Annotated in this window: 28 protein-coding genes; 12 read left to right on the top strand and 16 right to left on the bottom strand. The window is 71.4% G+C overall.

Annotated elements, in window-relative coordinates; genetic code table 11:
• Both ACNFOC_RS56080 and ACNFOC_RS27465 read right to left on the bottom strand, forming a co-directional pair.
• On the bottom strand, nt 1-154 hold a 154-nt coding region (locus ACNFOC_RS56080; RefSeq protein WP_521985337.1), incomplete at its 3' end, for a DUF397 domain-containing protein.
• A complete protein-coding gene (locus ACNFOC_RS27465) occupies nt 154-1,005 on the bottom strand; it encodes a helix-turn-helix domain-containing protein (protein ID WP_416961764.1) in 852 nt (283 codons plus the stop codon). The genes ACNFOC_RS27465 and ACNFOC_RS56080, both read right to left, overlap by 1 nt.
• A 224-nt stretch (nt 1,006-1,229) precedes the next feature.
• On the opposite strand from ACNFOC_RS27465, the gene ACNFOC_RS27460 reads away from it, so the two are divergent.
• From ACNFOC_RS27460 to ACNFOC_RS27410, 11 genes are all read left to right on the top strand, one after another.
• Complete coding sequence (locus ACNFOC_RS27460; protein WP_416961763.1) at nt 1,230-1,646, top strand: ATP-binding protein; 417 nt, start codon at nt 1,230-1,232, stop codon at nt 1,644-1,646.
• A 62-nt stretch (nt 1,647-1,708) separates the two neighbouring features.
• Entirely contained in the window at nt 1,709-1,999 is a 291-nt protein-coding gene (locus ACNFOC_RS27455; protein ID WP_416961762.1) for a hypothetical protein, read from the top strand.
• Nucleotides 1,996-2,310: a hypothetical protein gene (locus tag ACNFOC_RS27450; RefSeq protein ID WP_416961761.1), complete on the top strand. Its 315-nt coding sequence runs from the start codon at nt 1,996-1,998 to the stop codon at nt 2,308-2,310. The genes ACNFOC_RS27455 and ACNFOC_RS27450 overlap by 4 nt, the downstream gene beginning before the upstream one ends.
• Nucleotides 2,311-2,563: 253 nt before the next feature.
• Complete coding sequence (locus ACNFOC_RS27445) at nt 2,564-2,773, top strand: hypothetical protein (RefSeq protein WP_416961760.1); 210 nt, start codon at nt 2,564-2,566, stop codon at nt 2,771-2,773.
• A gap of 5 nt (nt 2,774-2,778) precedes the next feature.
• Nucleotides 2,779-3,315: a DUF6879 family protein gene (locus ACNFOC_RS27440; protein WP_416961759.1), complete on the top strand. Its 537-nt coding sequence runs from the start codon at nt 2,779-2,781 to the stop codon at nt 3,313-3,315.
• Nucleotides 3,312-4,157: a helix-turn-helix domain-containing protein gene (locus ACNFOC_RS27435; RefSeq protein WP_416961758.1), complete on the top strand. Its 846-nt coding sequence runs from the start codon at nt 3,312-3,314 to the stop codon at nt 4,155-4,157. Before ACNFOC_RS27440 ends, ACNFOC_RS27435 begins: the two co-directional genes overlap by 4 nt.
• A gap of 87 nt (nt 4,158-4,244) precedes the next feature.
• The gene (locus tag ACNFOC_RS27430; RefSeq protein WP_416961757.1) at nt 4,245-4,712 is read left to right on the top strand and encodes a hypothetical protein; all 468 of its coding nucleotides are present in this window, start codon (nt 4,245-4,247) and stop codon (nt 4,710-4,712) included.
• Nucleotides 4,709-4,909 (top strand): hypothetical protein, encoded by a 201-nt coding sequence (locus ACNFOC_RS27425; protein WP_416961756.1) that lies wholly within the window; start codon nt 4,709-4,711, stop codon nt 4,907-4,909. Before ACNFOC_RS27430 ends, ACNFOC_RS27425 begins: the two co-directional genes overlap by 4 nt.
• The gene (locus ACNFOC_RS27420) at nt 4,906-5,115 is read left to right on the top strand and encodes a hypothetical protein (RefSeq protein ID WP_416961755.1); all 210 of its coding nucleotides are present in this window, start codon (nt 4,906-4,908) and stop codon (nt 5,113-5,115) included. The genes ACNFOC_RS27425 and ACNFOC_RS27420 overlap by 4 nt, the downstream gene beginning before the upstream one ends.
• A 197-nt stretch (nt 5,116-5,312) precedes the next feature.
• Nucleotides 5,313-9,185, top strand: a complete 3,873-nt coding sequence (locus ACNFOC_RS27415) for an nSTAND1 domain-containing NTPase (RefSeq protein ID WP_416961754.1) — start codon at nt 5,313-5,315, stop codon at nt 9,183-9,185.
• A gap of 121 nt (nt 9,186-9,306) precedes the next feature.
• A complete protein-coding gene (locus tag ACNFOC_RS27410; RefSeq protein WP_416961753.1) occupies nt 9,307-10,164 on the top strand; it encodes a response regulator transcription factor in 858 nt (285 codons plus the stop codon).
• Here the strand turns inward: ACNFOC_RS27410 and ACNFOC_RS27405 are convergent.
• The 6 genes from ACNFOC_RS27405 to ACNFOC_RS27380 all read right to left on the bottom strand — a co-directional run bounded on the left by ACNFOC_RS27405 (nt 10,143) and on the right by ACNFOC_RS27380 (nt 15,544).
• Entirely contained in the window at nt 10,143-10,511 is a 369-nt protein-coding gene (locus tag ACNFOC_RS27405) for a hypothetical protein (RefSeq protein WP_416961752.1), read from the bottom strand. The two genes, ACNFOC_RS27410 and ACNFOC_RS27405, sit on opposite strands and share 22 nt — an antisense overlap.
• A 65-nt stretch (nt 10,512-10,576) precedes the next feature.
• Nucleotides 10,577-11,449, bottom strand: a complete 873-nt coding sequence (locus tag ACNFOC_RS27400) for a glycine betaine ABC transporter substrate-binding protein (RefSeq protein WP_416961751.1) — start codon at nt 11,447-11,449, stop codon at nt 10,577-10,579.
• A 13-nt stretch (nt 11,450-11,462) separates the two neighbouring features.
• On the bottom strand, nt 11,463-12,107 hold the full coding sequence (locus tag ACNFOC_RS27395) for a hypothetical protein (RefSeq protein WP_416961750.1): 645 nt from the start codon (nt 12,105-12,107) through the stop codon (nt 11,463-11,465).
• A 170-nt stretch (nt 12,108-12,277) separates the two neighbouring features.
• Nucleotides 12,278-12,946 (bottom strand): response regulator, encoded by a 669-nt coding sequence (locus ACNFOC_RS27390; RefSeq protein ID WP_416961749.1) that lies wholly within the window; start codon nt 12,944-12,946, stop codon nt 12,278-12,280.
• The gene (locus ACNFOC_RS27385) at nt 12,943-14,310 is read right to left on the bottom strand and encodes a sensor histidine kinase (RefSeq protein WP_416961748.1); all 1,368 of its coding nucleotides are present in this window, start codon (nt 14,308-14,310) and stop codon (nt 12,943-12,945) included. The genes ACNFOC_RS27390 and ACNFOC_RS27385 overlap by 4 nt, the downstream gene beginning before the upstream one ends.
• A gap of 316 nt (nt 14,311-14,626) precedes the next feature.
• On the bottom strand, nt 14,627-15,544 hold the full coding sequence (locus tag ACNFOC_RS27380) for an alpha/beta hydrolase (RefSeq protein ID WP_416961747.1): 918 nt from the start codon (nt 15,542-15,544) through the stop codon (nt 14,627-14,629).
• A 209-nt stretch (nt 15,545-15,753) separates the two neighbouring features.
• On the opposite strand from ACNFOC_RS27380, the gene ACNFOC_RS27375 reads away from it, so the two are divergent.
• Complete coding sequence (locus tag ACNFOC_RS27375; RefSeq protein WP_416961746.1) at nt 15,754-16,452, top strand: TetR/AcrR family transcriptional regulator; 699 nt, start codon at nt 15,754-15,756, stop codon at nt 16,450-16,452.
• Between the two features lie 15 nt (nt 16,453-16,467).
• Here the strand turns inward: ACNFOC_RS27375 and kynU are convergent, their stop codons facing one another.
• The 8 genes from kynU to ACNFOC_RS27335 form a co-directional block, all read right to left on the bottom strand.
• Nucleotides 16,468-17,667: a kynureninase gene (kynU, locus tag ACNFOC_RS27370; RefSeq protein ID WP_416961745.1), complete on the bottom strand. Its 1,200-nt coding sequence runs from the start codon at nt 17,665-17,667 to the stop codon at nt 16,468-16,470.
• Nucleotides 17,660-18,499 (bottom strand): tryptophan 2,3-dioxygenase family protein, encoded by an 840-nt coding sequence (locus tag ACNFOC_RS27365; protein WP_416961744.1) that lies wholly within the window; start codon nt 18,497-18,499, stop codon nt 17,660-17,662. The genes kynU and ACNFOC_RS27365 overlap by 8 nt, the downstream gene beginning before the upstream one ends.
• Nucleotides 18,500-18,652: 153 nt before the next feature.
• Entirely contained in the window at nt 18,653-19,066 is a 414-nt protein-coding gene (locus ACNFOC_RS27360) for a DUF3151 domain-containing protein (RefSeq protein WP_403595886.1), read from the bottom strand.
• 88 nt (nt 19,067-19,154) lie between these two features.
• Nucleotides 19,155-20,621: an MFS transporter gene (locus ACNFOC_RS27355; protein ID WP_416961743.1), complete on the bottom strand. Its 1,467-nt coding sequence runs from the start codon at nt 20,619-20,621 to the stop codon at nt 19,155-19,157.
• 71 nt (nt 20,622-20,692) lie between these two features.
• Entirely contained in the window at nt 20,693-21,724 is a 1,032-nt protein-coding gene (gene fbaA / locus ACNFOC_RS27350) for a class II fructose-bisphosphate aldolase (protein WP_416961742.1), read from the bottom strand.
• A gap of 131 nt (nt 21,725-21,855) precedes the next feature.
• Nucleotides 21,856-22,404, bottom strand: a complete 549-nt coding sequence (gene pyrE, locus ACNFOC_RS27345; protein WP_328830607.1) for an orotate phosphoribosyltransferase — start codon at nt 22,402-22,404, stop codon at nt 21,856-21,858.
• 10 nt (nt 22,405-22,414) lie between these two features.
• Nucleotides 22,415-23,203 carry an aldose epimerase family protein gene (locus ACNFOC_RS27340; RefSeq protein WP_416961741.1) on the bottom strand — a complete coding sequence of 263 codons (789 nt, stop codon included), beginning with the start codon at nt 23,201-23,203 and terminating at the stop codon, nt 22,415-22,417.
• Between the two features lie 44 nt (nt 23,204-23,247).
• Entirely contained in the window at nt 23,248-24,144 is an 897-nt protein-coding gene (locus tag ACNFOC_RS27335; RefSeq protein WP_416961740.1) for an SRPBCC domain-containing protein, read from the bottom strand.
• Nucleotides 24,145-24,364 lie beyond the last annotated feature (220 nt).

The raw sequence follows: 24,364 nt of genomic DNA, 5'->3' as shown, positions 1-24,364 counted from the left end.
GCGCAGGGACTCCAGGAACTCGCCCGGGTCCTCGGTCTCCTTCTGCCAGTCGAGCAACTGGCGCAGCCACGCCATGTCGAGCGCGACGCCGCCGAGCCTCGACGCAGGTGTCGCCGTCGCCGCCGCTGGAGTACGTCGACTTACGCCAGTTCATTACAGTTCCTTAGCCAGCTGGTGGATGAAGTCCCGCGACGCCACCGGGTCCAGTGACGCGCTCCTCACCTTATGGAACAGCGTGCGGAGCTTTTCCAACTGGGCCTCCGCATCGGAGAAGCCGACACCGGTCGGCGAGTCGCGCAACCCGGTGTCCAACCGGGGCACGGGACCACCCAGATACATCATCGAGGCTCCGGCACCGGCGAAACCCACGTAGTCGACGGGGATGACCCGTACAACGGCGTGCCCCTTCTCGATCTCCTCCAGGATGAAGCCGAGTTGAGCGAGTGACGCCCGGCGATCCGACACTTGGACACGCAGAGCGAACTCGTGGATGACCGTCTCGTACGGGGTGGGGTCGTCGCCTTCGATGACGACGTGCCGGTTCAGCCGATGTTCAACACGTAGGGCCACCTCGTTCTCGGGAAGCTCGGGGCGCATGTACGAGTAGACCGCGCGAGCGTAGTCGGGGGTCTGAAGCAGCCCGGGCACGAGCATGATCACGACCTCGCGAAGGAACGTCGCGTGGTGCTCGGCCTCGGCGGTGTCGAGGAACGCCGGCGGTAGCACTCCCCGGTACTCCTCCCACCAGCCACGGGTACGGTCGGTCGCCATCGCCACGAGCGCGTCGATCAACTCCGTGTCCGTGCAGGCGTAATGGACAGCCAGTCGGCGAACGCGCTCCGCACTGACCGCCGCGATACCCAACTCCATGTGGCTCATCTGGCCGGAGGTCGAGTTCAGGAGGGCCGCCGCCTCCCGGGCCTTCAAACCGGCGGCCTCGCGCAGCCTGCGCAGTTCAGTCCCCAGACGCACCTGTCGCGCTGTGGGGTTACTCCTCGGCGGCATGCACCCTCCTGTTCTCAACGCCCCGGTAGGGGCGCCACGTTCGGGTGTCAGATTACGCCAGCCGGTTGCGCTGGCACCAATTCGTGCCATACCGTCAGTGACGCGCCGCACACCCTGCGAAACCCCGGGGACCCGGAAGCGCACCGCTCCGCCCTGCCACGACGGCTGCGGCACTGCCACCGGCCCTGAACACCAACTCCCCGCCCCACAAACGGAGTTCACCCATGCCCGAAACCGAACACCGCGCCCCCTGGGAGTACTCCCTCAACATCCCCAACGACCCCCGCGCCGTCACGATCAGTCGCCGCACCCTCCGCCTGATCCTCACGATGCACGGACTGATCGGCCTGGTCGACACCGCCGAACTCCTCGCAACGGAGCTGGTGGGCAACGCCGTTCGCCACACGGAGGGCCCCGCCGCCCTACGTGTCTCCTGGTCGCCCGGCACCCTCCGCGTCGGCGCCTGGGACGCGAACCCCGAACCCCCGGAGCCCCCGAACGAGTTGACGTCCATCACCGATCTGGAGGAGGGGCGCGGCCTCGCCCTCGTCAGAGCCTGCGCGAACCAGTGGGGCTGGCAGCCGCTGTCCAGGAACGGCCACCGGGGCAAATACGTCTGGTGCGAACTGGACGCAGCGTGAAAGGCACCGTACGGAATCGTCCGGGTACCGTGAAAGCGACACCGCGAAAGGGAGCCGCCGCCATGACCACCCGACCGGCAGAGTCCGGCCAGTCCCGTCTTCCCTCCATGCGCACCATTGGGGAGCTCCGTGCCGCCCTCACCATGGGCTACGGCTTCCCCGGCGACGCAGACGACTTCGAGGCCGAGTTGGCCCGCGAGATCAACCATGCCGACCCGGCGGACCTCTCCGGCGTCGTCCGCCTCGTCGAGGAGTTCCGCGGCCGAGTCATCGCGCGCCAGGACCCCTCCTTCGACTCAGCCGTCGCCGCGGCCATCGCCGAAATCCGCTCAGCTCGGGAAAACGATCGGTGAACGACGACCAGCAGCCGACCATCGCCGAGATCACCCGTGAGGCCCACGCTCGCTGCCTCGCCATCGGCGACGGAGCACTTGAGGCTGTCGAGACCTTGCGAGCCGAGTTGGAGAAGAACCCGGCACTCGGCCGGAGAGCACAAAGCGCCGTCGGTGGCATGAAGATCTACACGACGCGCATCGAAGGCACAGGCCTCCGCCCCACACTCACCGTCACCTACGTCTACGACGCCCCTCCTCCCGAACCCGGCCTGATCCGCATCGCCCTGGTGTCACCCGTACGTTTCGCCGGTGGGGGCACCGAGTTCTGAACGAGCGGCGACTCGCGCTCATCATCGCCAACGGCACCAAGAACATCGCGATCCTCGGCGTCATCACCGAGGCTCTGTTCTTCGGCGACCTGTAGGCAGAGCACCCGCCCTGGAGTCCCCGACGATATCGATTGCGTGCAACCGCCCGCACAGTCCGATCCGTCCGCGCAATTACCCGCAATCTCCCTGCGCAGCGCCCCCTACCCGTCCCATCCTGGGCACTCGCCCACTGGCACGAGAGGGAGACCCGGCCATGGCCTTACAGATCCGCCTGCTCGGCACCACCAGCGAAGAAGGCAAGTGCCCCACCCTGTACGAGGATCTCGCGAGCGGGGACATCGTCGTGCAGGGCTACACCGTGACCGATGCGGAGGACGTGGCTCAGCTGCAGAACGTCCTCGACGGCGAGTCGTTCGTCCGGATCCCGCGCGAGCTGCTCACCCGCTTCGCCCCCAAGGAGTAGACCGCGTGCCGGAGTTCATCGACGACAGCACGTTCGGCAGCTACTTCGAGGAGTTCGAGCACACCGCCTGGCGTCTGGAGACCCGCCGCGGCTACGCCTCCGACCGTGTCGGCGAGAAGTACCTCCGCTACCTCGATACCGAAGAGGTACCCGACGACTCGCACCGCCCCTGGTACGCCAACGTTCGCGCGCAGACCGCGCAGGGCAAGAGGTTCGAGCGCGTCCGGATCGTCGACCAACCACCGACCCGGGAGCAGCTCTTCCTGCTCGCCACCGCGGCCATCAACAACAAGGCGGGCGAGGACATCCGCAACCTGTGGCGCGCGGACGCCGACAAGGCCGGCCTGCCGACGGTCGACTTCTGGCTGTTCGACGCCCGCCGCGCGCTCGTCCTCCACTTCGACGAGACGGACGAGTACCTCGGTGCCGAACTCGTCGAAGACCCCACGCGCATCGCGGAGTTCTGTCAGATCCGGGATGCCGCCTGGCACTTCGCGATCAGGCGCGAGGACTTCCTTGCGCAGGTAGCTTCGAGTGGGTGACCACCGACTACCAGCAGGCCCGTGAGGCGCTCGGTGCGCGGCTTCGTGAGCTGCGCACCGAGACCGGGCTGAACGGCAAGGACTTCGCCGAACGCCTCGGCTGGCAGCGCTCCAAGGTCTCCCGCCTGGAGAACGGCAAGCAGACCGCGACCGAGGCCGACGCCGAGACGTGGGCCCAAGGCGCTGAACGCCCCGACATCGCCGACGAGTTGCGACGCAGCGTGCGCAGCCTCCAGACGTCGTACCGGAGTTGGCGCCGACAGCTGTCCGTCGGCCACCGCGCCGTGCAGGAAGGCCACCGCGTCCAGGAGGCGCAGGCCCAGACGATCCACATCTTCGAGTCCGGCATCATCCCCGGCATCTTCCAGACCCCCGACTACGCCCGCGGCGTCCTCACCGACGTGTCCAATCGGCTCGGTACGCCCCGCGACGTTGAAGAAGGCGTCCGGGCCCGCATGAAGCGCCAGGAAGCCGTGTACGAGCCGGGCCACCACTTTCACACGCTGATCTGGGAAGCCGCCCTGCACGTCGCAAGGTGCGCCCCGGAAGCCATGGCCGTGCAGCTGCACCGGCTGAGCGGGTTCATCGGTCTCGACACCGTCACCCTCGGCGTCATCCCGCTCGGGGCGCGCACGCCGTTCTCCCCGAAGCACGGGTTCTGGATCATCGACGAGCAGCTCGTCGTCGCCGACACATGGAGTGCCGAGTTGTCGCTCGACTCCGCCGAGGATGTCGCGTTGTACCGCAGGACGTGGGAGCTGATGCGCGAGTCGGCCGTCTTCGACCACCAGGCACACCGGCTGATCGACCGGGCCCGGGCACGCTTCTCCGACCTCGCGTGAGCAATCCGGCGCACCTCTCGTGACCACGTGCGCAATCCCGCGCAATCGGCACGCGAGCACGCAATCGTGCCCCCTACGGTGCTCGACATGACCCACCCGCCGATGCGGTTCACCGAGGTGTACGAGGCCGGGGACGCGTGGCTCGCCGACTGCTCCGCGCACCCGGCCCTCGTCCGCATGACGTGGAACAAGGAAGCCCTCACCCCGATCGCGGCCGGCACCCGCTGGCTCGCGGCCGAGACGCGGCTCCTCCCCACGATGCACGCCCTCAACCGGATCCGCGGCGAACACCGTGGCCCGGTCCTCGCCGACGTCGAGACGGACACGGCCTGGTGGCTCGTCGCACCGGCCGCCGCCGAGGAACTGGCCGACGTACGGCAGCTCACCGTCCGGCCCACCGGATGGACGCTGGACTGCCCGCCCACCGGCTGGGGAGCGGAAGGCCGCCTGTGGCTGAACCGCCCCGACGGGTCCGGCCTGCTCACCGATCCCGCCGTCCTCGCCGCCGCGTTCGACCCCGGCGGCTACCGAGCCCCGACGGAGGCACCACGATGAGCACGACGACGATGAGCCCGCCCGTCGACCTTCCGCTGCCCGCCGCGTGGCCGGACCCGAGCCCGCGCTGCAAGGTGTGCGGTGCGCTCGCGGAGCAGCGGGCCGCGGCTGCGGCGGCCGGGGACCACTCGAAGGTCTCGGACCGCAACGTGGAGATCCGCCGACACACAGACCCGCACCGGCGGAGGCAGCCGTGACCACGGCTGAGCGGCAGTGGAGAGACGGCAGTGGCGGGGCCGGCCACCTGCAACATGTCGCCGGCAACGCCGTGTTCACCTGGACGCAGACCGCGTACCGGGCGTACATCGATCATGCCCGGGGTTGTGCGACCTGCCCCGTGGACAGCGGCCGGTGTGCGACCGACGAGGAGTTGTGGTCGTTGTACCGGGCCACGACGTCGTAAGCCCCGGCTGCCGGCCGCCATCGGCGGACGCCGGCCGCTGGACACGCTGCTGACCAGGGATGTCCCGTCTCGTGGCCGTACCGCCTGTGGACTTGTGGTGAATATCGCGGGGCCTGTGCCCCGGTCCCCGCCACGGCCCCGCTTCTTGATGTTTCAATCTTTTCGGACCTGCCAGGAACGCGGCGATTGGTGGTGCGATGGGACGTCCCGAGCGGCCGGTGGACCCCGAGGCCGGAGCCGTGCAGCGGCTCGCGCACGAGCTGCGGGAACTGCGCGCCGCGTGCGGCGGGCCGTCGTACCGCGTGATGGCCCGGCGCGCGCACTACTCGGCGGCCACCCTCGCGCAGGCGGCCGGCGGTGAACGGCTGCCCTCGCTCGCCGTGGTCCAGGCGTACGCGCGGGCCTGTGACGCCGACCCCGGGGAGTGGGAGGCACGCTGGAAGGCCGCCGCCGAGGAGGAGCGTGCCGTACGGCAGGAGGGTGCGGACGAGCCGCCGTACCGCGGGCTCGTGCGGTTCGAACCCGGTGACGAGGAGCTGTTCTTCGGGCGGGAGCGGCTGGTCGGGGAGTTGCTTGAGCTGGTGTACGAGCACCGGCTGGCGATGGTGTTCGGGGCGTCCGGGAGCGGGAAGTCGTCGTTGCTGCGGGCCGGGCTGATACCCCGGCTGCGGCGGCGCGTGCGGGAGGACGGCTGCGCGGCGGTGCTGCGCGTGCTCACCCCGGGGGCCACGCCCGCGGCGACCCACGGGCATCTGCTGGTGCCGGGGGACGGGGATCCGGACAGCTGGGTGGTGGTCGACCAGTTCGAGGAGATCTTCACGCTCTGCCGGGACAAGGAGGAGCGGGCCCGTTTCATCGGGCTGCTGCTGGCCGCCCGGGAACGGCGGTCCCGGTTGCGGGTCGTCATCGCCGTACGGGCCGACTTCTACGCCCGGTGCGCCGAACACCGGGGGCTCGTGGACGCGTTGCGCGAGGCGCATCTGCTGGTCGGGCCGATGGACGCGACGGAGCTGCGGGAGGCCGTCGTCCGGCCCGCGGCGGCTGCCGGGCTGCTGGTCGAGCGGGAGCTGACCGCCCGGATCATCGACGAGGTCGTGGAGCGGCCCGGCGCGCTGCCGATGCTGTCCCACGCCCTGCTGGAGACCTGGCGCCGGCGCCACGGCCGCACCCTCACCATGGCCGCCTACGAAGCGGCCGGCGGAGTGTGCGGCGCGATCGCCGTCACCGCCGAACGGCTCCACGACAGCCTCTCCCCCGCGCAGGCCCGCACCGCCCGGCGGGTGCTGCTCCGGCTGGTCGAACCGGGGCAGGGCACGACGGACACCCGGCGCCCGGTCCGGCGCGCCGAACTGGACGACTCCGACCCGGAGTTGTGCGAGGTCGTCGAACGGCTGGCCCGCGCCCGGCTGCTGACCGTGGACGCCGACCGTGTCGAGTTGGCCCACGAGGCCCTCATCAACAGCTGGCCCAGACTGCACAGTTGGGTCGAGGAGGACCGTGAACGGCTGCGCCACCACCGGAGCCTCACCCAGGCCGCCGGCACCTGGGAGGAGCTCGGCCGCGACACCGGCACCCTCTACCGGGGCAACCGGCTGGCCCACGCGGAGGAGCTGTTCGCGGCCGGTCTCTCCCCCGAACTCAACACGCTGGAGCGGGACTTCCTCACCGCCGCCCTCGACGCCCGCGCGCACGAACACCGCACCGCCACCCGCACCGCACGCCGGGCCCGACGCCTGATCCTCTCGCTGTCCGTCGCCGTGACCCTGTCGCTCGTCACCGGTCTGGTCGCCTGGCAACTGCACCGCAACGGCGTAAGGGACCACGTCCGGACGGTCGCGCGCCGGGTCGCCTCGGTCGCCGGGTCGATGCGGACGACCGACCCCAGGACCGCCATGCTGCTCAGCGTCGCCGCCTGGCGTACGGCACCGCTCACCGAGAGCCGCTCCGCCCTGCTCGGCGCGCTCACCCAGCCCCAGCTGGACGCCTTCACCGCGCCCGGGGCCGACGACGACACCCCGCGCTTCCTCGCCGACTCCGGCCGTACCGTGCTCAGCACCCAGGGGCGGACCTGGCGTACCTGGGACGTCGCCGGTCATCGTCGTACCGCCTCGGGGTCGCTGCCTCGGGGCACCGTGCGCGCCACCAGTTCCGACGCGCGGGTCGTGGTGCTCCAAGTGCCGGGCGGGCAGCGGCTGTTGGACACCCGCACCGGGAAGTGGACCGGGCCCGCGCGGGCGCTTCCGTCGTCGTACCGGATCGCCCTCGGGCCGAGCGGCCGCAGCTATGTGGTGCGCGACCCGGGTGACGGCCGGACGTGGGTGCGGGCCGTCGCGGACGACCGGGTGCTCTACGAGGCCTCGGGCGCGGGCGGGCCCGATGTGGCGCCGAGTCCCGACGACCGGCAGGTCGCCGTCTGTGCCAAGGGGCACGCGCCCGCCGTGTGGGACCTCGGGCGTCGCCAGGTGCTGCACGGTGCGTGGGAGCACACGCACGGCATCTGCGACGACTCGCACGAACTGCTCCGGTTCGACGCCGGCCATCGGCTCATCGCCCTGTCCGGCACCGGGATCCGCGCCTGGGACACCGTCTCCGGGCGGCGGGTGACCGGCATCATCTATCCGGACGCGCAGTACGCCGCGTTCAGCCGGGACGGGGATTTCCTGGCGGCCTCGTGCCGTGACGAGATCCGGGTGTGGCGGGTGTCGGCGCCGGACGCGCCCGTGTTCCGGTACACCCTCAACGGGCAGCTCCCGTCCGGGAGTCTGGCCTGGGATCCGCGGCGGCCGGTGCTCCGGTACCTCGAAGGTGCGACCGTCCACACGCTCGACGTGGCCGCCGCGACCACCCCGCGGTGGCGGAGCCGGCCACTGGACAACGCGCTGCTCGACCCGTCGGGGCGGCTGCTCGCCACGGCCGAACTCACCGGCGGCCACTACCGGTTCCAGCTCCGGGCCACCTCGGACGGGCGGCTGGTGCGGGAGTTGCGGTCCCCTGCCCTGCCGGTCGCCCGCGACCCTCGTGTCCCAATCGTGCCCGCCGACACCAAGTCCCTGATGGCGTTCAGCCCGGACGGCAATGCCTTCGTCTACGGGGTGTCCGCGCCGGGGCGGGACACGATCGGCCGCCGGTTGACCGTCTGGGACGTCGCACGCCGGCGCGAGCGCGGCACGGTGGATCTCGCCGCCACACCGTCCGCCTCGGCGCCCGCCGTCTCGATCGCCCTCGGCCCCGGCGGGCGCACCCTGCTCGCCGCGCGCACCTGGAACGTCCCGGCCGCCACCACCCCGCTCCCCGACCTCGACGCCCTCCCCGACCTCGACAAACTGACCGGTCTCACGGACGCCGTCCCCGACACCACCAGCACCACCGGGGTCACCGGGGTCACCGGGGTCACCGGGGTCACCGACGAGGTCTGGGACACCGCCCGGCGGCGCAGAACCGCCGTGCTCGACGGCTTCGACAGCGGCACCCTGACCGTCCGGCCCGACGGCCGGCTCCTCGTCGGCAACAGCCACTCCGTCGAACTGCCCGTCGAACCTGGTACCGCACGGACCGGGCCCGTCACCGCGCAGGCCCTCGGGCAGAGCGGGCTGATCGGCGCCCTCGCGTTCAGCGGCGACGGTTCGCGGCTGGCGGCCGGTGATCTGACCGGGCGGGTCGCCCTGTGGGACGGGGCGCTGCGCGAGCGCGCGGGCATCCTGCCGAACGTCTTCCCCACCTCGGCCACCAACACCGCCGAAGCCGTCAGCGCGCTGGCTTTCAGCCCGGACGGCCGCACCCTCGCCGTCGCCGGTGACGCGGGCACCGTCCAGCTCTGGGACACCGCCACCCGGCAACCCCTCGGCGGCACCCTCCCCACCCCCGGCGAAGGCATCCGCTCCCTCGCCTTCAGCCCCGACAACAGCACCCTCTACGTCGCCGGCGACCACGTCCCGCTCCAGCGCTACGCCATCTCCGCGGCCGCCGCCCTCACCCGGGTGTGCGCCCGCGCGGGCACCGCGCTGACCCGGGCCCAGTGGGCCGCCCACATCCCCGACGCGCCCTACCGGAGCACCTGTGAACGGCGGTGAACTGCGGTGAACAGCGCTGATGGTTTGTCTGGAGTGATCGAAGGGGCTACGTGGACAACCCTCCGGTCGCCAGCCTTGGGGTGAGGCCTGACAGATCCCCTTGACCGAAGGTGCGTCAGACGTGATCCGAGAACGCTCCCCCGACCACCCCTCCGTCCTCGTGGTGGCGGACGACACCGGCGTCTCCGCGCCCCTCGTGACGGCCCTGGGCTTCCTCGGCTTCGACGCGCACACCGTCGCCGCGGGCGCCACCGGCACCGAGGCGCTGGCCGCCGTCCGCGACCGACGGCCCGACGCCGTCCTGCTCGACCTGGTGCTCCCCGGCCCCGACGGCACGGAGGTCTGCCGACTGCTGCGCGCCTCGGGCGACAACACCCCGGTGCTCTTCCTCAGCCCCCGCCACTCGGTCGCGGACACGTGCCGCGCCCTGGCCATGGGCGGCGACGACTACGTCACCAAGCCCTTCGACCTCACCGAGGTCAGCGCCCGCGTCCGCGCCCTGATCCGCCGCTCCCGCGTCTCCGTCCCCCGCCGCACCATCGGCTACGACGCCCCCGTCGCCCCGCGCCGCCTGCGCGCGGCCGGTGTCGAACTCGACGTCGACACCCGCGAGGCCTGGCGGCACGGGCAGCCGGTGCGGTTGTCGGCCACGGAGTTCGCCCTGCTGACGGTCCTCATGGAGAACGCCGGCCGGGTCGTCTCCAAGGGCACCATCCTCGACAGCGTCTGGAAGTACGACTTCCAGGGCGAGTCCGGGGTCGTGGAGACCTACGTCTACTACCTGCGCCGCAAGCTGGGCGACTCCGGCCAGTCCCTCATCCGCACGGTGCGCGGCGCGGGCTACCTGATGAACGCCGACCCCACCACCGAGAAGGGGAACGTCGGTGGTGGGGTCGGCAGTTGTGGGGTCGACAGTGCCGGGACCGGCGGTGCCGGGGTCGACAGTGGTGCCGGCGGTCAGCCGATCCAGAGGTCGTAGACCGCCTTGTCCTGCGTGTCGTTGTACGAGATGAGCCGGGGCTCCCAGCGCCAGCCGGTGCTGGGCTTGCGGTGGTGGAACTCGACCGACTGCCCGGCCTTCCACCAGTAACCGCTCGCCGTCGTGCAGCCCTTGGGCGCGATCTCCCAGAACTGCGAGCCGGTCCAGTCCCCGTACTGGTTCTCCCCGACGAAGTAGAACTTCACCGTCTCGGTGGACCCGCTGCACACCCTGAGCGTCACGAACTTGTCGCCTGCCGCGGAGGCCGTACCGGGGGCCGCGAGCCCACCGACCGCGGCGGCCGCGGCGAGCATCGCCATGACCACCTTGCGTCTGACCGTGCGCATAGAACTACCGCCTTTCTTAAGTGAGTTGGTGGAGATTCGGTCTGTTTATGGGCCGGGGTGACCGGCTAGGCCGCGGGCTGGTGCAGCAGACCCTTGGCGCGCAGCCAGGCCCTGGCCGCCCTGCCGGGGGTCTCGCCCGCCTCGACGGACGAGGTGAGCGTCGCCAACTCGGCCGTCGTCAGCCGGGTGTTGAGCCGGGCCAGCGCCGTCCGGCCGGCCAGGTCCACGGCGGGGGCGCTGATCAGCGGGAAGACATGCTCCAGCGGTACGACGGACTCCGGGTCCGCCAGCACCACCAGCCCGTCCCGGGTGATCGCCGGGTCGGTGCTGCCCAGGACTCGTACGTCGGCCGCCCCTGAGGTCCCGGCCGGGGTGAGCGTGACACCGTACGTCTTCTTCAGGGCGGCGACGGACGGGGCGTCGGGATCGCCGGACGCCGGGCCGCCGAGCGTCAGACCGGTGCCGGCCCCGCGGAGGTCCGCGAGGCTGTGCAGCTTGTGCTGCCCGGCGGTGGACCTGGTGACCGCGAGGACGACCCCGCCCTGCGCCGCCGCCGGGGGCAGCGCGACGATCCCCGGTGGCAACGCCATGCTCAGCGTCGCCTCCATGTTCCCGGGCAGGGTCTGCCCGCCCGGCATCGCCCGCAGCAAGGTGGACTCGTAGGCGGGCGCGATGCCGATCCGTCCGTCCACCACGGCCTGTGCGGTGTCGACCGGGGACGCGTACGAGGCGTCCGCCGTCCGTACCTTCTGCCCTGCCCGGGTGAGGAGTTCGCCGTAGAGCGCCGCCACGACCCGGCTCCGGGCCGAACCGTCGGTGCCGATCACCACCGGCCCCTCGCTGTCCGCGTAACCGACGTGCGTGCCCTCGGCGTTCGCGGTCGCGCAGCCGGTGAGGAGGACGAGCGAGCCGACCGCGAGAGCGACGGTACGGAACATCACGCGCCGCCCGTCAGCAGTGCCGGCCGCGGTCGGCCAGACTCATCGGCTTGTCCTTGAAGGTGACATAGCCGTAGCTGGGGTTGTCGTTGTTGAAGCCGGACTCCTGGTAGTCGTAGACGTACCAGACGTAGTGGCCGTAGTACTTGTCCTTGAACTGGATCTCCCACCAGCCCTTCGCCTGCTGCTTCGCGGTGCCGCGCTCGATCCAGCCGTAGCTGCCCGAGGGGATGTTGACCGTGTTCGACTCGGTGTCGGTGTGGGAGTTCTGCCAGGTGTGGCTGTAGCTCGTCTCGACCTGCACCTCGAAGACCTCGGCGAACTTGTAGCCCGCCGTCACCGAGACACCGACCGTGTTGCCTGCGGTGGTCGTGTCAGACCAGTCGATCCGGTGCTGGTTGGTCTGCGTCCCGCAGTTGTACGCCGTGCTGCCGACCTGGTGCGCCGGGCCGGTGTAGCTCCAGTAGCTCTGCGGGCGGAACTTGCAGAAACTCGCCCAGTTGCAGGCCTTCAGCAGCTCGGCGTTGGTCGGGGTGTCGGCGGCGAGGGCCTGCGGCGCCGTGAGCAGCGAGGCGCCCACGGTGAGGGCGCCGAGCACGCCGAGCGTACGAGGGGAGAGAAGCCGGGCGGATTTCTTCTTGCGCGGGGCGAATGCCATGGACCACTCCATCGAGAGGGGGGTTCGGTGGAAGTACCAGTTGCTGTCCACCACTCTCGAACGGAATCCTCCGCCGCTGATCAACGTCCCCTCAGAGCCCGGGACAGAAACGGCTCAGCGTTCCATCAGCGTCTCCTCAGAGCCTGCCCGGACCGGCGGGGCGCCTGTCCCTAACTCGGTCTCACCAGCCTCGCCTCGTACGCGAACACCGCCGCCTGCGTACGGTCCCGCAGCCCCAACTTCACCAGGACGCGGCTGACATGGGTCTTGATCGTGGACTCGGCGACCACCAGCCGCTCGGCGATCTCCCCGTTCGACAGGCCCTGCGCGATGAGGACCAGCACCTCCGTCTCCCGCTCGGTCAGATCCCCGTACGTCCCCTGCTGCGCGCTGGGCATCAGGCGGGGTGTCTCGGACAGCTTCGAGAACTCCGTGATCAGCCGCCGGGTGACGGAGGGGGCGAGCAGCGCCTCGCCGGCCGCCACCACCCGTACCCCGTCGGCGAGTTGACGTGCCGAGGCGTCCTTGAGGAGGAAGCCGGAGGCTCCCGCGCGCAGCGCCTGGTACACGTACTCGTCGAGGTCGAACGTGGTGAGCACCAGCACCTTCGCCGCACCGTCCGCCGCGACGATCTCCCGGGTCGCCTCGATACCGTTCATCTCCGGCATGCGGATGTCCATCAGGACGACGTCCGGGGCGAGTTCACGCACCCGCTCGACCGCGTCGCGCCCGTTCACCGCCTCGCCGACGACCTCGATGTCCGGCATCGCGCCCAGCAGGACCGAGAAGCCCTCGCGCACCATCATCTGGTCGTCCGCGATCAGTACGCGGATCGTCATGCGTCACCTCCGCTCGCACTCGTCACCGGTTCACTCGCACTCGGGACCGGCAGGAACACCGTCACCTCGTAGCCGCCGTCGTCCGCCGGCGCCGACGTCATCTCGCCGTTCAGCATGGAGACCCGCTCCCGCATCCCGGTGATACCGTGCCCGGCACCCGGCGAGGGCTTCACCAGGCTCGGCTCGGGCATCGGGCCGTTGACTATGCGCAGGCCCAGCCCGCCCAGCACGTAACCGATCTCCACGCGGGCACTCGCGCCGGGCGCGTGCCGCAGGGTGTTGCTCAACGCCTCCTGCACTATCCGGTACGCCGACAGCTCGACGCCCTGCGGGAGTTCACGCACCGCGCCCGTCACCACCTTGTCGACGCTCAGGCCGGCGTCACGCACATTGGCGAGCAGCGCGTCCATGTCGGCGAGGGTGGGCTGCGGGGCGTCCGGCGCCTCGTAGTCCTCCGCGCGGACCACGCCCAGGACCCGGCGCAGCTCGGTCAGGGCCGCCACCGCGTTCTCCCTGATCGTGACGAACGCCCGCTCCAGCTCCGGCGGCGGGTTCTCCACGCGGTAGGGCGCGGCCTCCGCCTGGATGGCGACCACCGACATGTGGTGGGCGACCACGTCGTGCAGCTCGCGGGCGATCGTCGTGCGCTCCTCCAGCAACGTGCGCCGGGACCGCTCGTGCGCCGTGACCGTCCGCTGCGCGGTCACCTCCTGCCGGGCCTCCCTGCGTATCTGCCAGACGGCGACGCCGAGCAGGACCAGCGCGGAGCTGAACAGCACCTGCGCCGTGTCGGAGCGGAAGGCGCGGCCGCCGGCGACGTTGCCGGCGATGAAGCCGTAGACCGCCGTCAGTGCCCACATCCAGGCGGCGGTGCGCGGCCGGGTGCGGATGGCCACGATCGTCAGCACGAACAGATGGCAGGCGAAGCTGCCGGCCAGCCACGGCCACGAGTCGTCCCACTCGTTCGCCAGGACGGCGGCGATCGGGGTCGCGGCCATGGACAGCCAGAACGCGCCGACGGGCCGCACCAGGGTCAGCACCACCGGCACCAGGGCGAGCAGGCCGAGGATCAGATTGCTGCCCGCGCCGCGGATCTCGTTGTCCGAGGCGATGAACATCGCGAGCAGGCCGGCCGCGACGATCAGGGCGTGCGGGGTCCAGGCCGCGTACTCCCGCGCCCGCCCCTTCAGGCGCCGGGTCAGCGGGCCTTGGGCGGTGGAGCGGGGCAACGGGCGGTAGGCGAAGGCGTCGTGGTGGAACAGCTCCTGCCGCAGCCCGCGCAGGGCGTCCACGGCCAGCCTGTACTCCGGGCTGCGCGGCTTGGTGGCGGCGCCTGGCGGCATCTGCTGGGTCGTCTCGGTCACGTTCAAAACGGTAGGCGGCGGGGCGGGTAGCCGTCGTCACCTGTGAGAAGGGTCCTGGTCCGTCCGTCTCAAGTACTACGTGGCCCGCGGGGAGGGTCGTGGCCGTGACCGGCCATCAGGGCCGTCCGGTGCCAGAGGAAGACCGTCATCGCGGAGGGGTTGACCAGGGCCACCGCCGACCACCTGTCCCCGTCCCCGTCCGCGTCACACCAGGGAACTCACCTGCGTCGTAGCTCTCAGGTATTACGGGTATGACCGGGACGGCCGACCGACGACCGGCAGCCACTCTCCCCGTCACTCACCTCTCCCCGGCCGCTCACCACGCCAGCTGTGCGATCTCCTCCGCCACCACCGCGCACGCGTCCGCCGCCGGGTCGATCAGCGGGAAGTGGCCGACGTCCTCCAGCAGGGTGAGGCCGACGACCTCGCCCGACTTCGCCGCCGCGTCCGCGTAGGACTCGGCGACCGCCTGGGGGACGACGACGTCGGCGCGGCCCTGGACCAGGGTGGTCGCGATGCCGGTGGGGAGCAGGAGCGACGGGTCCGCGTACGGCAGACGCTCGGCGAACTTGGCCTCTCCGCCCAGGAGTTGAGCAGCCGCACCGCCGCACACCGCCAGCTTCTCGGCGACCGTGAAGTCGGCGATCGGGGCGAGCGCGACCACACCGCGCAGCGCGGCGGGGGCGTCGGTGCGCCAGGGGGCGTCCTTCGGGAGGACGTGCCGGGCCGCCGCCCACAGGGCGAGGTGGCCGCCCGCCGAGTGCCCGGTGATCACCGTGCGGCGCGGATCGGCCTGCGGCAGCGCCTCCCGTACGAGCGCGGGGAGCGCGTCCAGCGCGGCGGCGACGTCGTCGAAGGTGTCCGGCCAGCGCCCCGCGAGCGGGCCTCCGGCAGCACCAACCGGACTGCCCTGCGCCGGAATTGAGGCACCCTCCGCGGGACTCGCCGGCCCCCGGCGGTACTCGACGTTGGCCACCGCGAACCCCCGTCGCGCCAGGAAGTCCGCGAACGGGGTGATGTGCCGGCGGTCGTACGGGGCACGCCACGCGCCCCCGTGCAGTACTACGACCAGGGGTGGAGCCTCGCCCGGCACGCGTTCGCCGCGCGGGGCGTAGAAGTCGATCACCTGGTCGGGGTGGTCGCCGTACGCGGCGGTGCTGTCGGGGTCGACGGCGGGGTGCGAGAAGGCCGACTCCTCTTCTGCGGCGGCACGTGCGGCTGCGTCGTCCGGCATGCTCCAACCTCTCAGCGAAGAAACGGATTTGGACGGTTCGGATGTGACGGACCTGGAGAAGATTGCGGCCGTTGGCGGGACGCTACCAGGCCGGTGACGTGCGCGGACACGCGGATGTCACGCTGGGTGAGGGTTAAACGGTTCTGCTGTTTCGTTACGCTGACGGCGTGCCCGTCACGGCACCTCATCAGCACCCTCAGGAGCCCATCATGTCCGCCGAGGACGAGCGCGAACACAGACCCCAGCCCGACCCCGGACCTCAGCCCGACCCCGGACCCGGCACCCTGCGCCCCGGTGGCCGCACGGCACGCGTGCGTACGGCGGTGCTGCGGGCCGCGGGTGACGTGCTGGCCGAGCAGGGCGTCGACCGGCTCGACCTCTCGGACGTCGCCCGGCGCGCGGAGGTCGGCAAGACCACGGTGTACCGGCGCTGGGGTTCGGTGACCGCGCTGGTCGCGGACCTCCTCGTCGACATGGCCGAACAGTCGCTGCCGCGCGAGGAGACGGGCTCGCTGCTCGGCGACCTGCGCGCCAACGCCCTGCTGGTGCAGCGCACGCTCGCCGATCCCCGGCAGGGCGCCCTGTTCCGCGCCGTCATCGCCGCCGCGACCTGCGACGCCCGTACGGCCGAGGCCCTGCGCCACTTCTACGAGGTGCGGGTCGCCGAGTGGGCGCCCTGCGTCGAACAGGCCGTAGGGCGTGGGGAGTTGCCCGCCGGCACCGACGCCTCCCAGGTCGTACGGGCCGTGTCGGCGCCCCTCTACTACGAGTTGCTGACCACCGGGACCGCCCCGGACACCCCCGCCGCGGAGCGCGCCGCGCAAGCCGCGCGGGCCGCCGCCGTGGCAGGGGTGTACGTCACCGGCCTGTCCGTCGATCCAACCGCTCCGATGGCCTACGGCGGTTAGACCGAGGTACGGCTTCTAGCGAACCACGTCTCCCAACACGCGAGCCGCCCGCTCCACGTCCCCGAACCCGACGTACAGCGGCGTGAATCCGAACCGCAGGACGTCCGGGTGCCGGAAGTCGCCGACCACACCCCGCTCGATCAGCCGTTTCATCACGTCCCCGGCGTCCGCGCACCGCAGCGCGACCTGGCTGCCGCGCTCCGCGTGGGCCACCGGAGTCACCGACTCCACCCGCCCGGCGGGGACGTACGACGCCACGCACTCCAGGAAGAAGTCCGTCAGGGCGAGGGACTTGGCGCGCACCGCACCGATCGGGACGCCGTCACCGTCGCCGTCCCACACGTCGAGGGCGGCTTCGAGGGCGAGCATGGACAGGATGTCGGGCGTGCCCACACGACCGCGCAGCGCGCCCGCCGCCGGTTCGTAGACGGGCCGCATGCCGAAGGGTTCGGCGTGCGAGTTCCAGCCGGGGAGCGGGGAGTCGAAGCGGTCCTGCACCTCCCGCCGCACGTAGATGTACGCGGGTGAACCAGGGCCGCCGTTCAGGTACTTGTACGTGCAGCCGACCGCGAGGTCGACCCCGTGCTCGTCGAGTCCGACCGGCAGGGCGCCCGCGCTGTGGCACAGGTCCCAGACGACCACGGCACCCGCCGCGTGCACGGCGGCCGTGAGCGCGGGCAGGTCGTGCAGCCGGCCGGTGCGGTAGTCGACGTGGTTGAGGAGCACCGCCGCCGTACGGTCGCCGAGCACGTCCGGCACCTGCGCCGGAAGCACCGGCCGCAGCGTGCACCCGGTCATCCGGGCCGCCGACTCGGCGATGTACCCGTCCGTGGGGAAGGTCGTCGCGTCGACGACGATCTCGTCCCGGCCCGAGCCGGCCGTCATCCGCACCGCCGCCACAAGTGCCTTGAAGACATTGACACTTGTGGAGTCGCCGACGACGATCTGCCCGGCCGCCGCCCCGACCAGCGGAGCGATCCGGTCGCCGATCCGCTCGGGCGCGGTCCACCAGCCGCTCTCGTCCCAGGAGCGGATACGCAGCTCGCCCCACTGCCGGCGTACGACGTCCTCGACCCGCCCGGGGACACCGACCGGCAGCGCGCCGAGCGAGTTCCCGTCGAGATAGACCACGTCATCGAGGACGAACCGCGAACGCACGCCCGCGAGTTCGTCGGCGGCGTCCAACTTCTCCGCCTCGGCCAGGAGTTCAGACATGGGAGCGCGCCGTCCACAGCTCGGGGAACACGTTCTTCTGGGCCCGCTTCTCCAGCCAGGCCACGCCCGCGGAGCCGCCGGTCCCGGTCTTCGCGCCCATCGCGCGCCGGGTGGCGACGAGATGGTCGTTGCGCCATCGCCACACCAGTTCGGCGACATCGGTCAACGCCTCGCCGAGCCGGGCGAGTTCGTCACCGGCGTCACCGGAGTAGAGGGCGGTCCACACCTCCTCGACGGCCTCCGACGGCTCGTACCGCAGCGTCACGTCACGCGTCAGTACGGCCTCGGGGACCGCGTGCCCGCGCCGGTCGAGGAGCCTCAACACCTCGTCGTAGAGGCTCGGTTCGTGCAGGGCCTTCTCCAGCTCGGCGTGCACGCGCGGCGCGCCCCGGTGCGGGACGAGCATGGACGCGGACTTCTCGCCGAGGAGGAACTCCATGCGGCGGTACATCGCGGACTGGAAGCCGGAGCCCTCGCCGAGGGCGGCGCGGTAGGAGTTGAACTGGGCCGGCGTGAGCTGGCCGAGGGGCCGCCAGGAGGCGTTGAGCGCGTCGAGTTCCCGTACGGAACGCTTCAGCGCGTCGATCGCGACCGGCACCCGGTCCTCGCGCAGGGCCCGCGCGGCGGTCTCCCACTCGTGGACGATGACGGTGAACCACAGCTCCATGACCTGGGTGGTGACCAGGAAGACCATCTCGCCGGGGTCGTCGGAGCGGGTGTGCTGGAGGTGGGTGAGGACGTCGGCCTGGACGTAGTCCTCGTACGGGGTCGTCCCCCGGAAGTCGAGATGCGGGGCCTCGGGCTCCTGAGGTTCCTGAGCCGGTTGGGACATCGCTGTCTCCTGATGCGTACTCCGGGTAGCGGTCCGCCCCTGCCGTTTTCGACACGGTGGCCCCGGTCCCCACCGGGCATCCTCCCCAATCGTCCCCCGGAACCGCAAGGTCCGCCTGGTCACACCAGGCGGACCTGCATCAACGTCCCCGGACTAGCCGAGCGTCTGGGCCGCCGTGGGCGAGGAGTCCTTCAGGAACTGGCTGCACCGCGTGTACTCCTCCTGCTCGCCGATCGCCTGCGCGGCGCGGGCGAGGGCGTGCAGGGCGCGCAGGAAGCCGCGGTTCGGCTCGTGCTCCCAGGGGACCGGGCCGTGGCCCTTCCAGCCGCTGCGGCGCAGCGAGTCCAGGCCGCGGTGGTAGCCCGTACGGGCATAGGCGTACGACTCCACGACGCTGCCGCGCTCGAACGCGTCGTCGGCCAGCAGCGCCCAGGCCAGCGAGGAGGTCGGGTACTTGGCGGCGACATCGGCGGGCGTCGCACCGCTCGCGAGGAGGTCACGCGGCCCGGGGTCTTCGGGGAGGTGGGTCGGGGGCGGTCCCCCGAGGAGGTTCTCGTGAATCGTCATGGGTTCCAGTCTCCCCCAGGGGCGGCGATTGCCAGGCATCCCGGTGCCGCACGGCATCGAACCGCCACGCGAGCCGCCACTCGAACCGCTACTCCAGGCGCCCCTTCCCCACCCGCGGCTCCAGCGGCGGAGCCGTCACCCACCCGTGCGTGAGGCACTCCGGGCGGCGGCAGTCCGGTGCCGGGCGTCGTACGGTCGCGCAGGCCAGGGCCGCACCCACCACCAGGGCGCCCGCGCACCACAGCATCGCCCGGTCGAAGGCGTGGTCGAAGGCGGGGGCCGAGCGGTACGCCTCCGGGCCCATGCCCGCCAGCAGCGGCAGCGCGGCGACCGCGATGAGGCCGGCCGCGCGGGCCGCCGCGTTGTTGATGCCGCTGGCCAGGCCCGCCCGCGCGGTGTCCACGGAGGCGAGGACGGTGGCCGTGAGCGGCGCGACCAGGGCGACCATGCCGGTGCCCATCACGAGGAGGGCGGGCACGACGTCGGTGAGGTAGGAGGAGTCCGGGCCGACCCGCAGCATCAGCAGCATCGCCGCCGCGCACAGGAGCGGGCCGACGGTGAGCGGGATGCGGGGGCCGATGCGCTGGGCCAGTTCGCCGGAGCGGGCCGAGAAGAGCAGCATCAGGGCGGTCGTCGGGAGCAGGGCCGTGCCGGCCTGGAGCGCCGAGTAGCCCGCCACGACCTGGAGTTGGAGCGCGGTGAGGAAGAAGAAGCCGCCGAAGGCCGCGTAGACGCAGAGGGTGACGAGGTTGACCGCCGTGAACTGGCGCGACGCGAAGATGTCCGGCGGCATCATCGGATCGGCGCCGCGCTTCTCGACGTAGACGAAGGCGACGCCCGCCGCCACGCCCGCGACGGCGGCCAGGACCACGACCAGTGAGCCGTCGCGCGCCTCGATCAGCGCGTACGTCACGAGGGCGAGCGCCACGGCGCCGAGTGCCGCGCCGAGGACGTCGAAGCGGCCGTGGGCGCGGCCGTCCGCGGACTCGGGGACGTGGCGTACGGCGATGGGGGCGCAGATCAGCGCCAAGGGCACGTTGATCAGGAACACCCAGCGCCAGCCGGGGCCGTCCACCAGCCAGCCGCCCAGGAACGGCCCGATCGCCGCGCCGATACCGCCGAAGCCGGACCACAGACCGACCGCCCTGGCCCGGTCGTCGGGGTGGAAGGAGGCCTGGATCAGGGCGAGGGAGCCGGGAGTCAGGAGTGCGCCGCCGATGCCCTGGAGCGCGCGGGCGGCGATCAGGACACCCACGTTGGGCGCGAGTCCGCACAGCAGGGAGGCCGCCGCGAACCACACCACACCCAGGACGAAGATCTTGCGGCGGCCGTAGCGGTCGCCGAGCGAACCGCCCAGCAGGATCAGCCCGGCCAGCGTGAGCATGTACGCGTTGACCGTCCACTGGAGGGCGGCCAGGTCGGCGTCGAGATCGCGGCCGATGCGGGGCAGCGCGACGTTGACGACGGTGGAGTCCACCATGGCCATGCTGGAACCGAGGACCGTGGTCAGCAGGATCCACTTGCCCTGGGGCGAGGCGAGCCGGACATCGGACATGCCCCAGGTATACAACGAGCCCGGTGCCGTAGCACCGGGCTCGCGAAAAAGGCGCCCCAGAGGGCCCCTTACTACTTGATCTTGGTGCCCGTGGAGCGCAGGTTCGAGCAGGCCTCGGTGACGCGCGCGGCCATCGACGCCTCGGCGAGCTTGCCCCACGTGCGCGGGTCGTAGGTCTTCTTGGAGCCGACCTCGCCGTCGACCTTCAGGACACCGTCGTAGTTCTTCAGCATGTGGTCCGCGACGGGGCGCGTGAACGCGTACTGGGTGTCGGTGTCGAGGTTCATCTTCACCACGCCGTTCTCCAGCGCGGTGGCGATCTCCTCCGGCGTGGAGCCGGAGCCGCCGTGGAAGACGAAGTTGAACGGCTTGCTGCCGGCCGGCTGGCCGTACTTTGCGGCCACGCCCTCGTTCAGCTCCTTGAGCAGCTCGGGGCGGAGCACGACGTTGCCCGGCTTGTACACGCCGTGCACGTTGCCGAACGACGCGGCCAGCAGGTAGCGGCCCTTCTCGCCCAGGCCCAGCGCCTCGACGGTGCGGATCGCGTCCTCGACCGTGGTGTAGAGGGAGTCGTTGATCTCGTGCGAGACACCGTCCTCCTCGCCGCCGGTCGGGGTGATCTCCACCTCGAGGATGATCTTCGCGGCGGCCGCGCGGGCCAGCAGCTCCTGCGCGATGGCGAGGTTGTCGGCGAGGGTCTCCGCCGAACCGTCCCACATGTGCGACTGGAACAGCGGGTTGCCGCCGGCCTTCACACGCGCCTCGGAGACGGCGATCAGCGGGCGCACGTACCCGTCGAGCTTGTCCTTGGGGCAGTGGTCGGTGTGCAGCGCGACCGTGACCGGGTACTTCTCGGCGACGATGTGCGCGAACTCGGCCAGGGCCACGGAGCCCGTGACCATCTCCTTGGCGTACTGGCCGCCCAGGAACTCGGCGCCACCCGTGGAGATCTGGACGATGCCGTCGCTCTCGGCCTCCGCGAAGCCGCGCAGCGCAGCGTGCAGGGTCTGGGTCGAGGTCACATTGATGGCCGGGTAGGCGAACTTGCCTGCCTTCGCCCGGTCGAGCATCTCGTTGTAGACCTCGGGGGTTGCGATGGGCATGGTCCGCTCCTTGGTATCTGCGGGTTGGCGATCTTCGCGATCTGCGTGCTACGGCCCTGACCTAGACCTTGGGTGCGACGTCATCGTCGGCCCCATCTTTCCAGACGCGGCCGGATGCTCAGAGTGGGCGGTCAGTCCAGGCCCAGCTCGTCCTTGGAGTAGGCGAAGAGATACGGCACTCCCGCACCCTGCTCGATCTTCTCGGCGGCACCGGTCGCCCGGTCCACGATGGTCGCGACGGCGACGACCTCGGCACCGGCCGCGCGCACGGCCTCGACGGCGGTGAGCGGGGAGTCGCCGGTGGTGGAGGTGTCCTCGACGACCAGCACCCGGCGGCCCTTGATCTCGGGGCCCTCCACCTGACGCTGCATGCCGTGCGCCTTCGCGGCCTTGCGCACGACGAAGGCGTCCAGCTTCCGCCCGCGTGCGGCGGCGGCGTGCAGCATCGACGTGGCGACCGGATCGGCGCCCATGGTCAGCCCGCCGACCGCGTCGAAGTCGAGGTCGGCGGTCAGATCGAGCAGCACCTGCCCGACGAGCGGAGCGGCTTCCCCATCGAGGGTGACGCGGCGGAGGTCGATGTAGTAGTCGGCCTCCAGCCCCGACGACAGGGTCACCTTGCCGTGCACCACGGCCTTGTCCTTGATCTGTTGCAGCACCACGCCGCGTACGTCCGTCATGCCGCCCAGCTTAGAGGCGCGTCCAACTCCAGGTCATCGTGGCTTCCAGCGGCTCGATCGGGGTGACCAGGCGGGGCAGGGTGTTCAGGCCGTTCGGCGGGCCGGTCTGCGGTTCCACGCACACAGCGGCCTCCTGCTCGTCGTAGACGACGACCCACTCCTCCGGGCTCGTCACCTTCAACTCCAGCTGCCCCGGCCAGGTCAGCGTGACGTCCACACCACCGGGCATGCCGAAACAGTCGTCCCAGGGACCCGGCTCACGGTCGACGCGCTTGCCAGTAGGCAGGTGGTCGTCGCCGCGCTCCTCCTGCCAGGCCGGGGTGAAGTCGACGGTCACGTCCTCGCCGCCGAGGTTCCGGTGGAACCACGGGTGCCAGCCGATCTGCGCCGGGAACGAGTCGTCGTGCGCCTCCACCGCCATGGTGAGCGTCAGGGCGTCCCCGGTCAGCGCGACGACCTGGGTGACCCGGCCCGGGTGGGGCCACGGCTCGACCAGGTCGTACGTGATGACCGCCTCGTCGGCCGACCTGCGGGCGGTGCGCCAGGCGCCGTCGCGGACGGTGCCGTGGATGGCGTGCGGCGGGGAGTTGAGGGGCATCTGGCGGACGGTCCCGCCGTCCAGGAAGCGGCCGTCGCGGGTCCGGCCGCACCAGGGGACCATCGGGAAGCACCCGAACCGCTCGCCCTGGCGCAGGAGTTCGGTGCCGCCGACGCGGAGCCCTCCGATACGGCCGCCGTTGCCCGGCTGCACCGTCACTTCCGCGTCACCCGCGGTCAGCGTGATCTCTTCGTTACTCACGGCACGACCCTACTGGGCTGATCGGGAAGGCGGACGGCGACCCTTCAACGGCGTTTGCGCAGCACCCTGTTGACCACGATCGCCGACGCCACGACCAGCGCCGCGGCCGGAGCCGCCCAACGGAGGGTGGCGTTCGCCGAGACGGCCTGCGGCGCGGGGACGGGGGCGTAACGCCCGCGCGGCGGCGCGTGGTCGACCTCCTCCGCACTGCGCCCGATCATCGTGCGCCGGGCGTGGGCGGCCTCGGCGGGAGGTTCGGGGGTCTCGGCGAAGGTCTCGGAGACATGAGGTTCCGCGAGGCCGCCGACGTCACCCACGGTGTCGCCGATCTCGTCGATGTCATCGGGCTCATCGGGCTCATCGATGTCGTCGAGCTCATCGACCCCGTCGGGCTCGTCCGCCCCGTCGGCTTCTTCTGTCCCGCCAGCTTCTTCTGCCCCTCCCGCTCCCTCTGTCCCTCCAGCTTCCTCTGTTCCGAACACGGGGGCGGGGTCCGCGAGTTGAGGCTGCTCCGGTTCGTCCACGTCCGCCCCCAAGTTCTCCGCGAACCGGTCCAGCAGCCTGGTCGCCGCCGACCTCACAGCGTCCGGCGCCAGTTCGGTGATCCGGCCGTCCGCGGTCGCCGTACCGTCGAAGACGACGGTGCAGCCCCCATCGGACTCACGGACGCGCAGCGTGAGCGCGAGCTTGACGGAGCCGGTACCGCGGGCCTCCGTAGCGTCGCCCTCCACGGCGTACGTCCCGTCGTCCTGCGCGGAGACGCGCACCGCCCCCCGATAGGTGATGGAGTGGCTGCCGACACGGACCTTCAGGCGTCCGGCAACGGGTTCGGTGCCGGCGTCCTGCTGAAAGCCGGGGACAGCGCGGGCGACCCGGGCGGGGTCCGCGAGCGCGCCCCACAGCCGCTCGGCGGAAACCGGAACGTACACCTCATGCTCCATGCTTCCCGAGCCTACCTAGGTTGACCGGGGGTACACCGGCCGTTGCCCAGAAGTGCCGCCGTGTTGATGTGAGCGGCTCAGTGTGGGCGTCCTCGGGGGCAGAGCCCCTCCTGGCACCACAACCCGCAGCCGCCAACGAAACGGGAGCGGGTCGTGGCGGTACGGCGCAGCCCGCCGCGTACCCGGCACCAACCCCGCCCCACCGTGACAACACCCCAAG

This window comes from Streptomyces colwelliae, assembly GCF_048158785.1.
Classification (GTDB): Bacteria; Actinomycetota; Actinomycetes; order Streptomycetales; family Streptomycetaceae; genus Streptomyces.
This window is presented reverse-complemented; position numbering and strand designations above follow the sequence as displayed.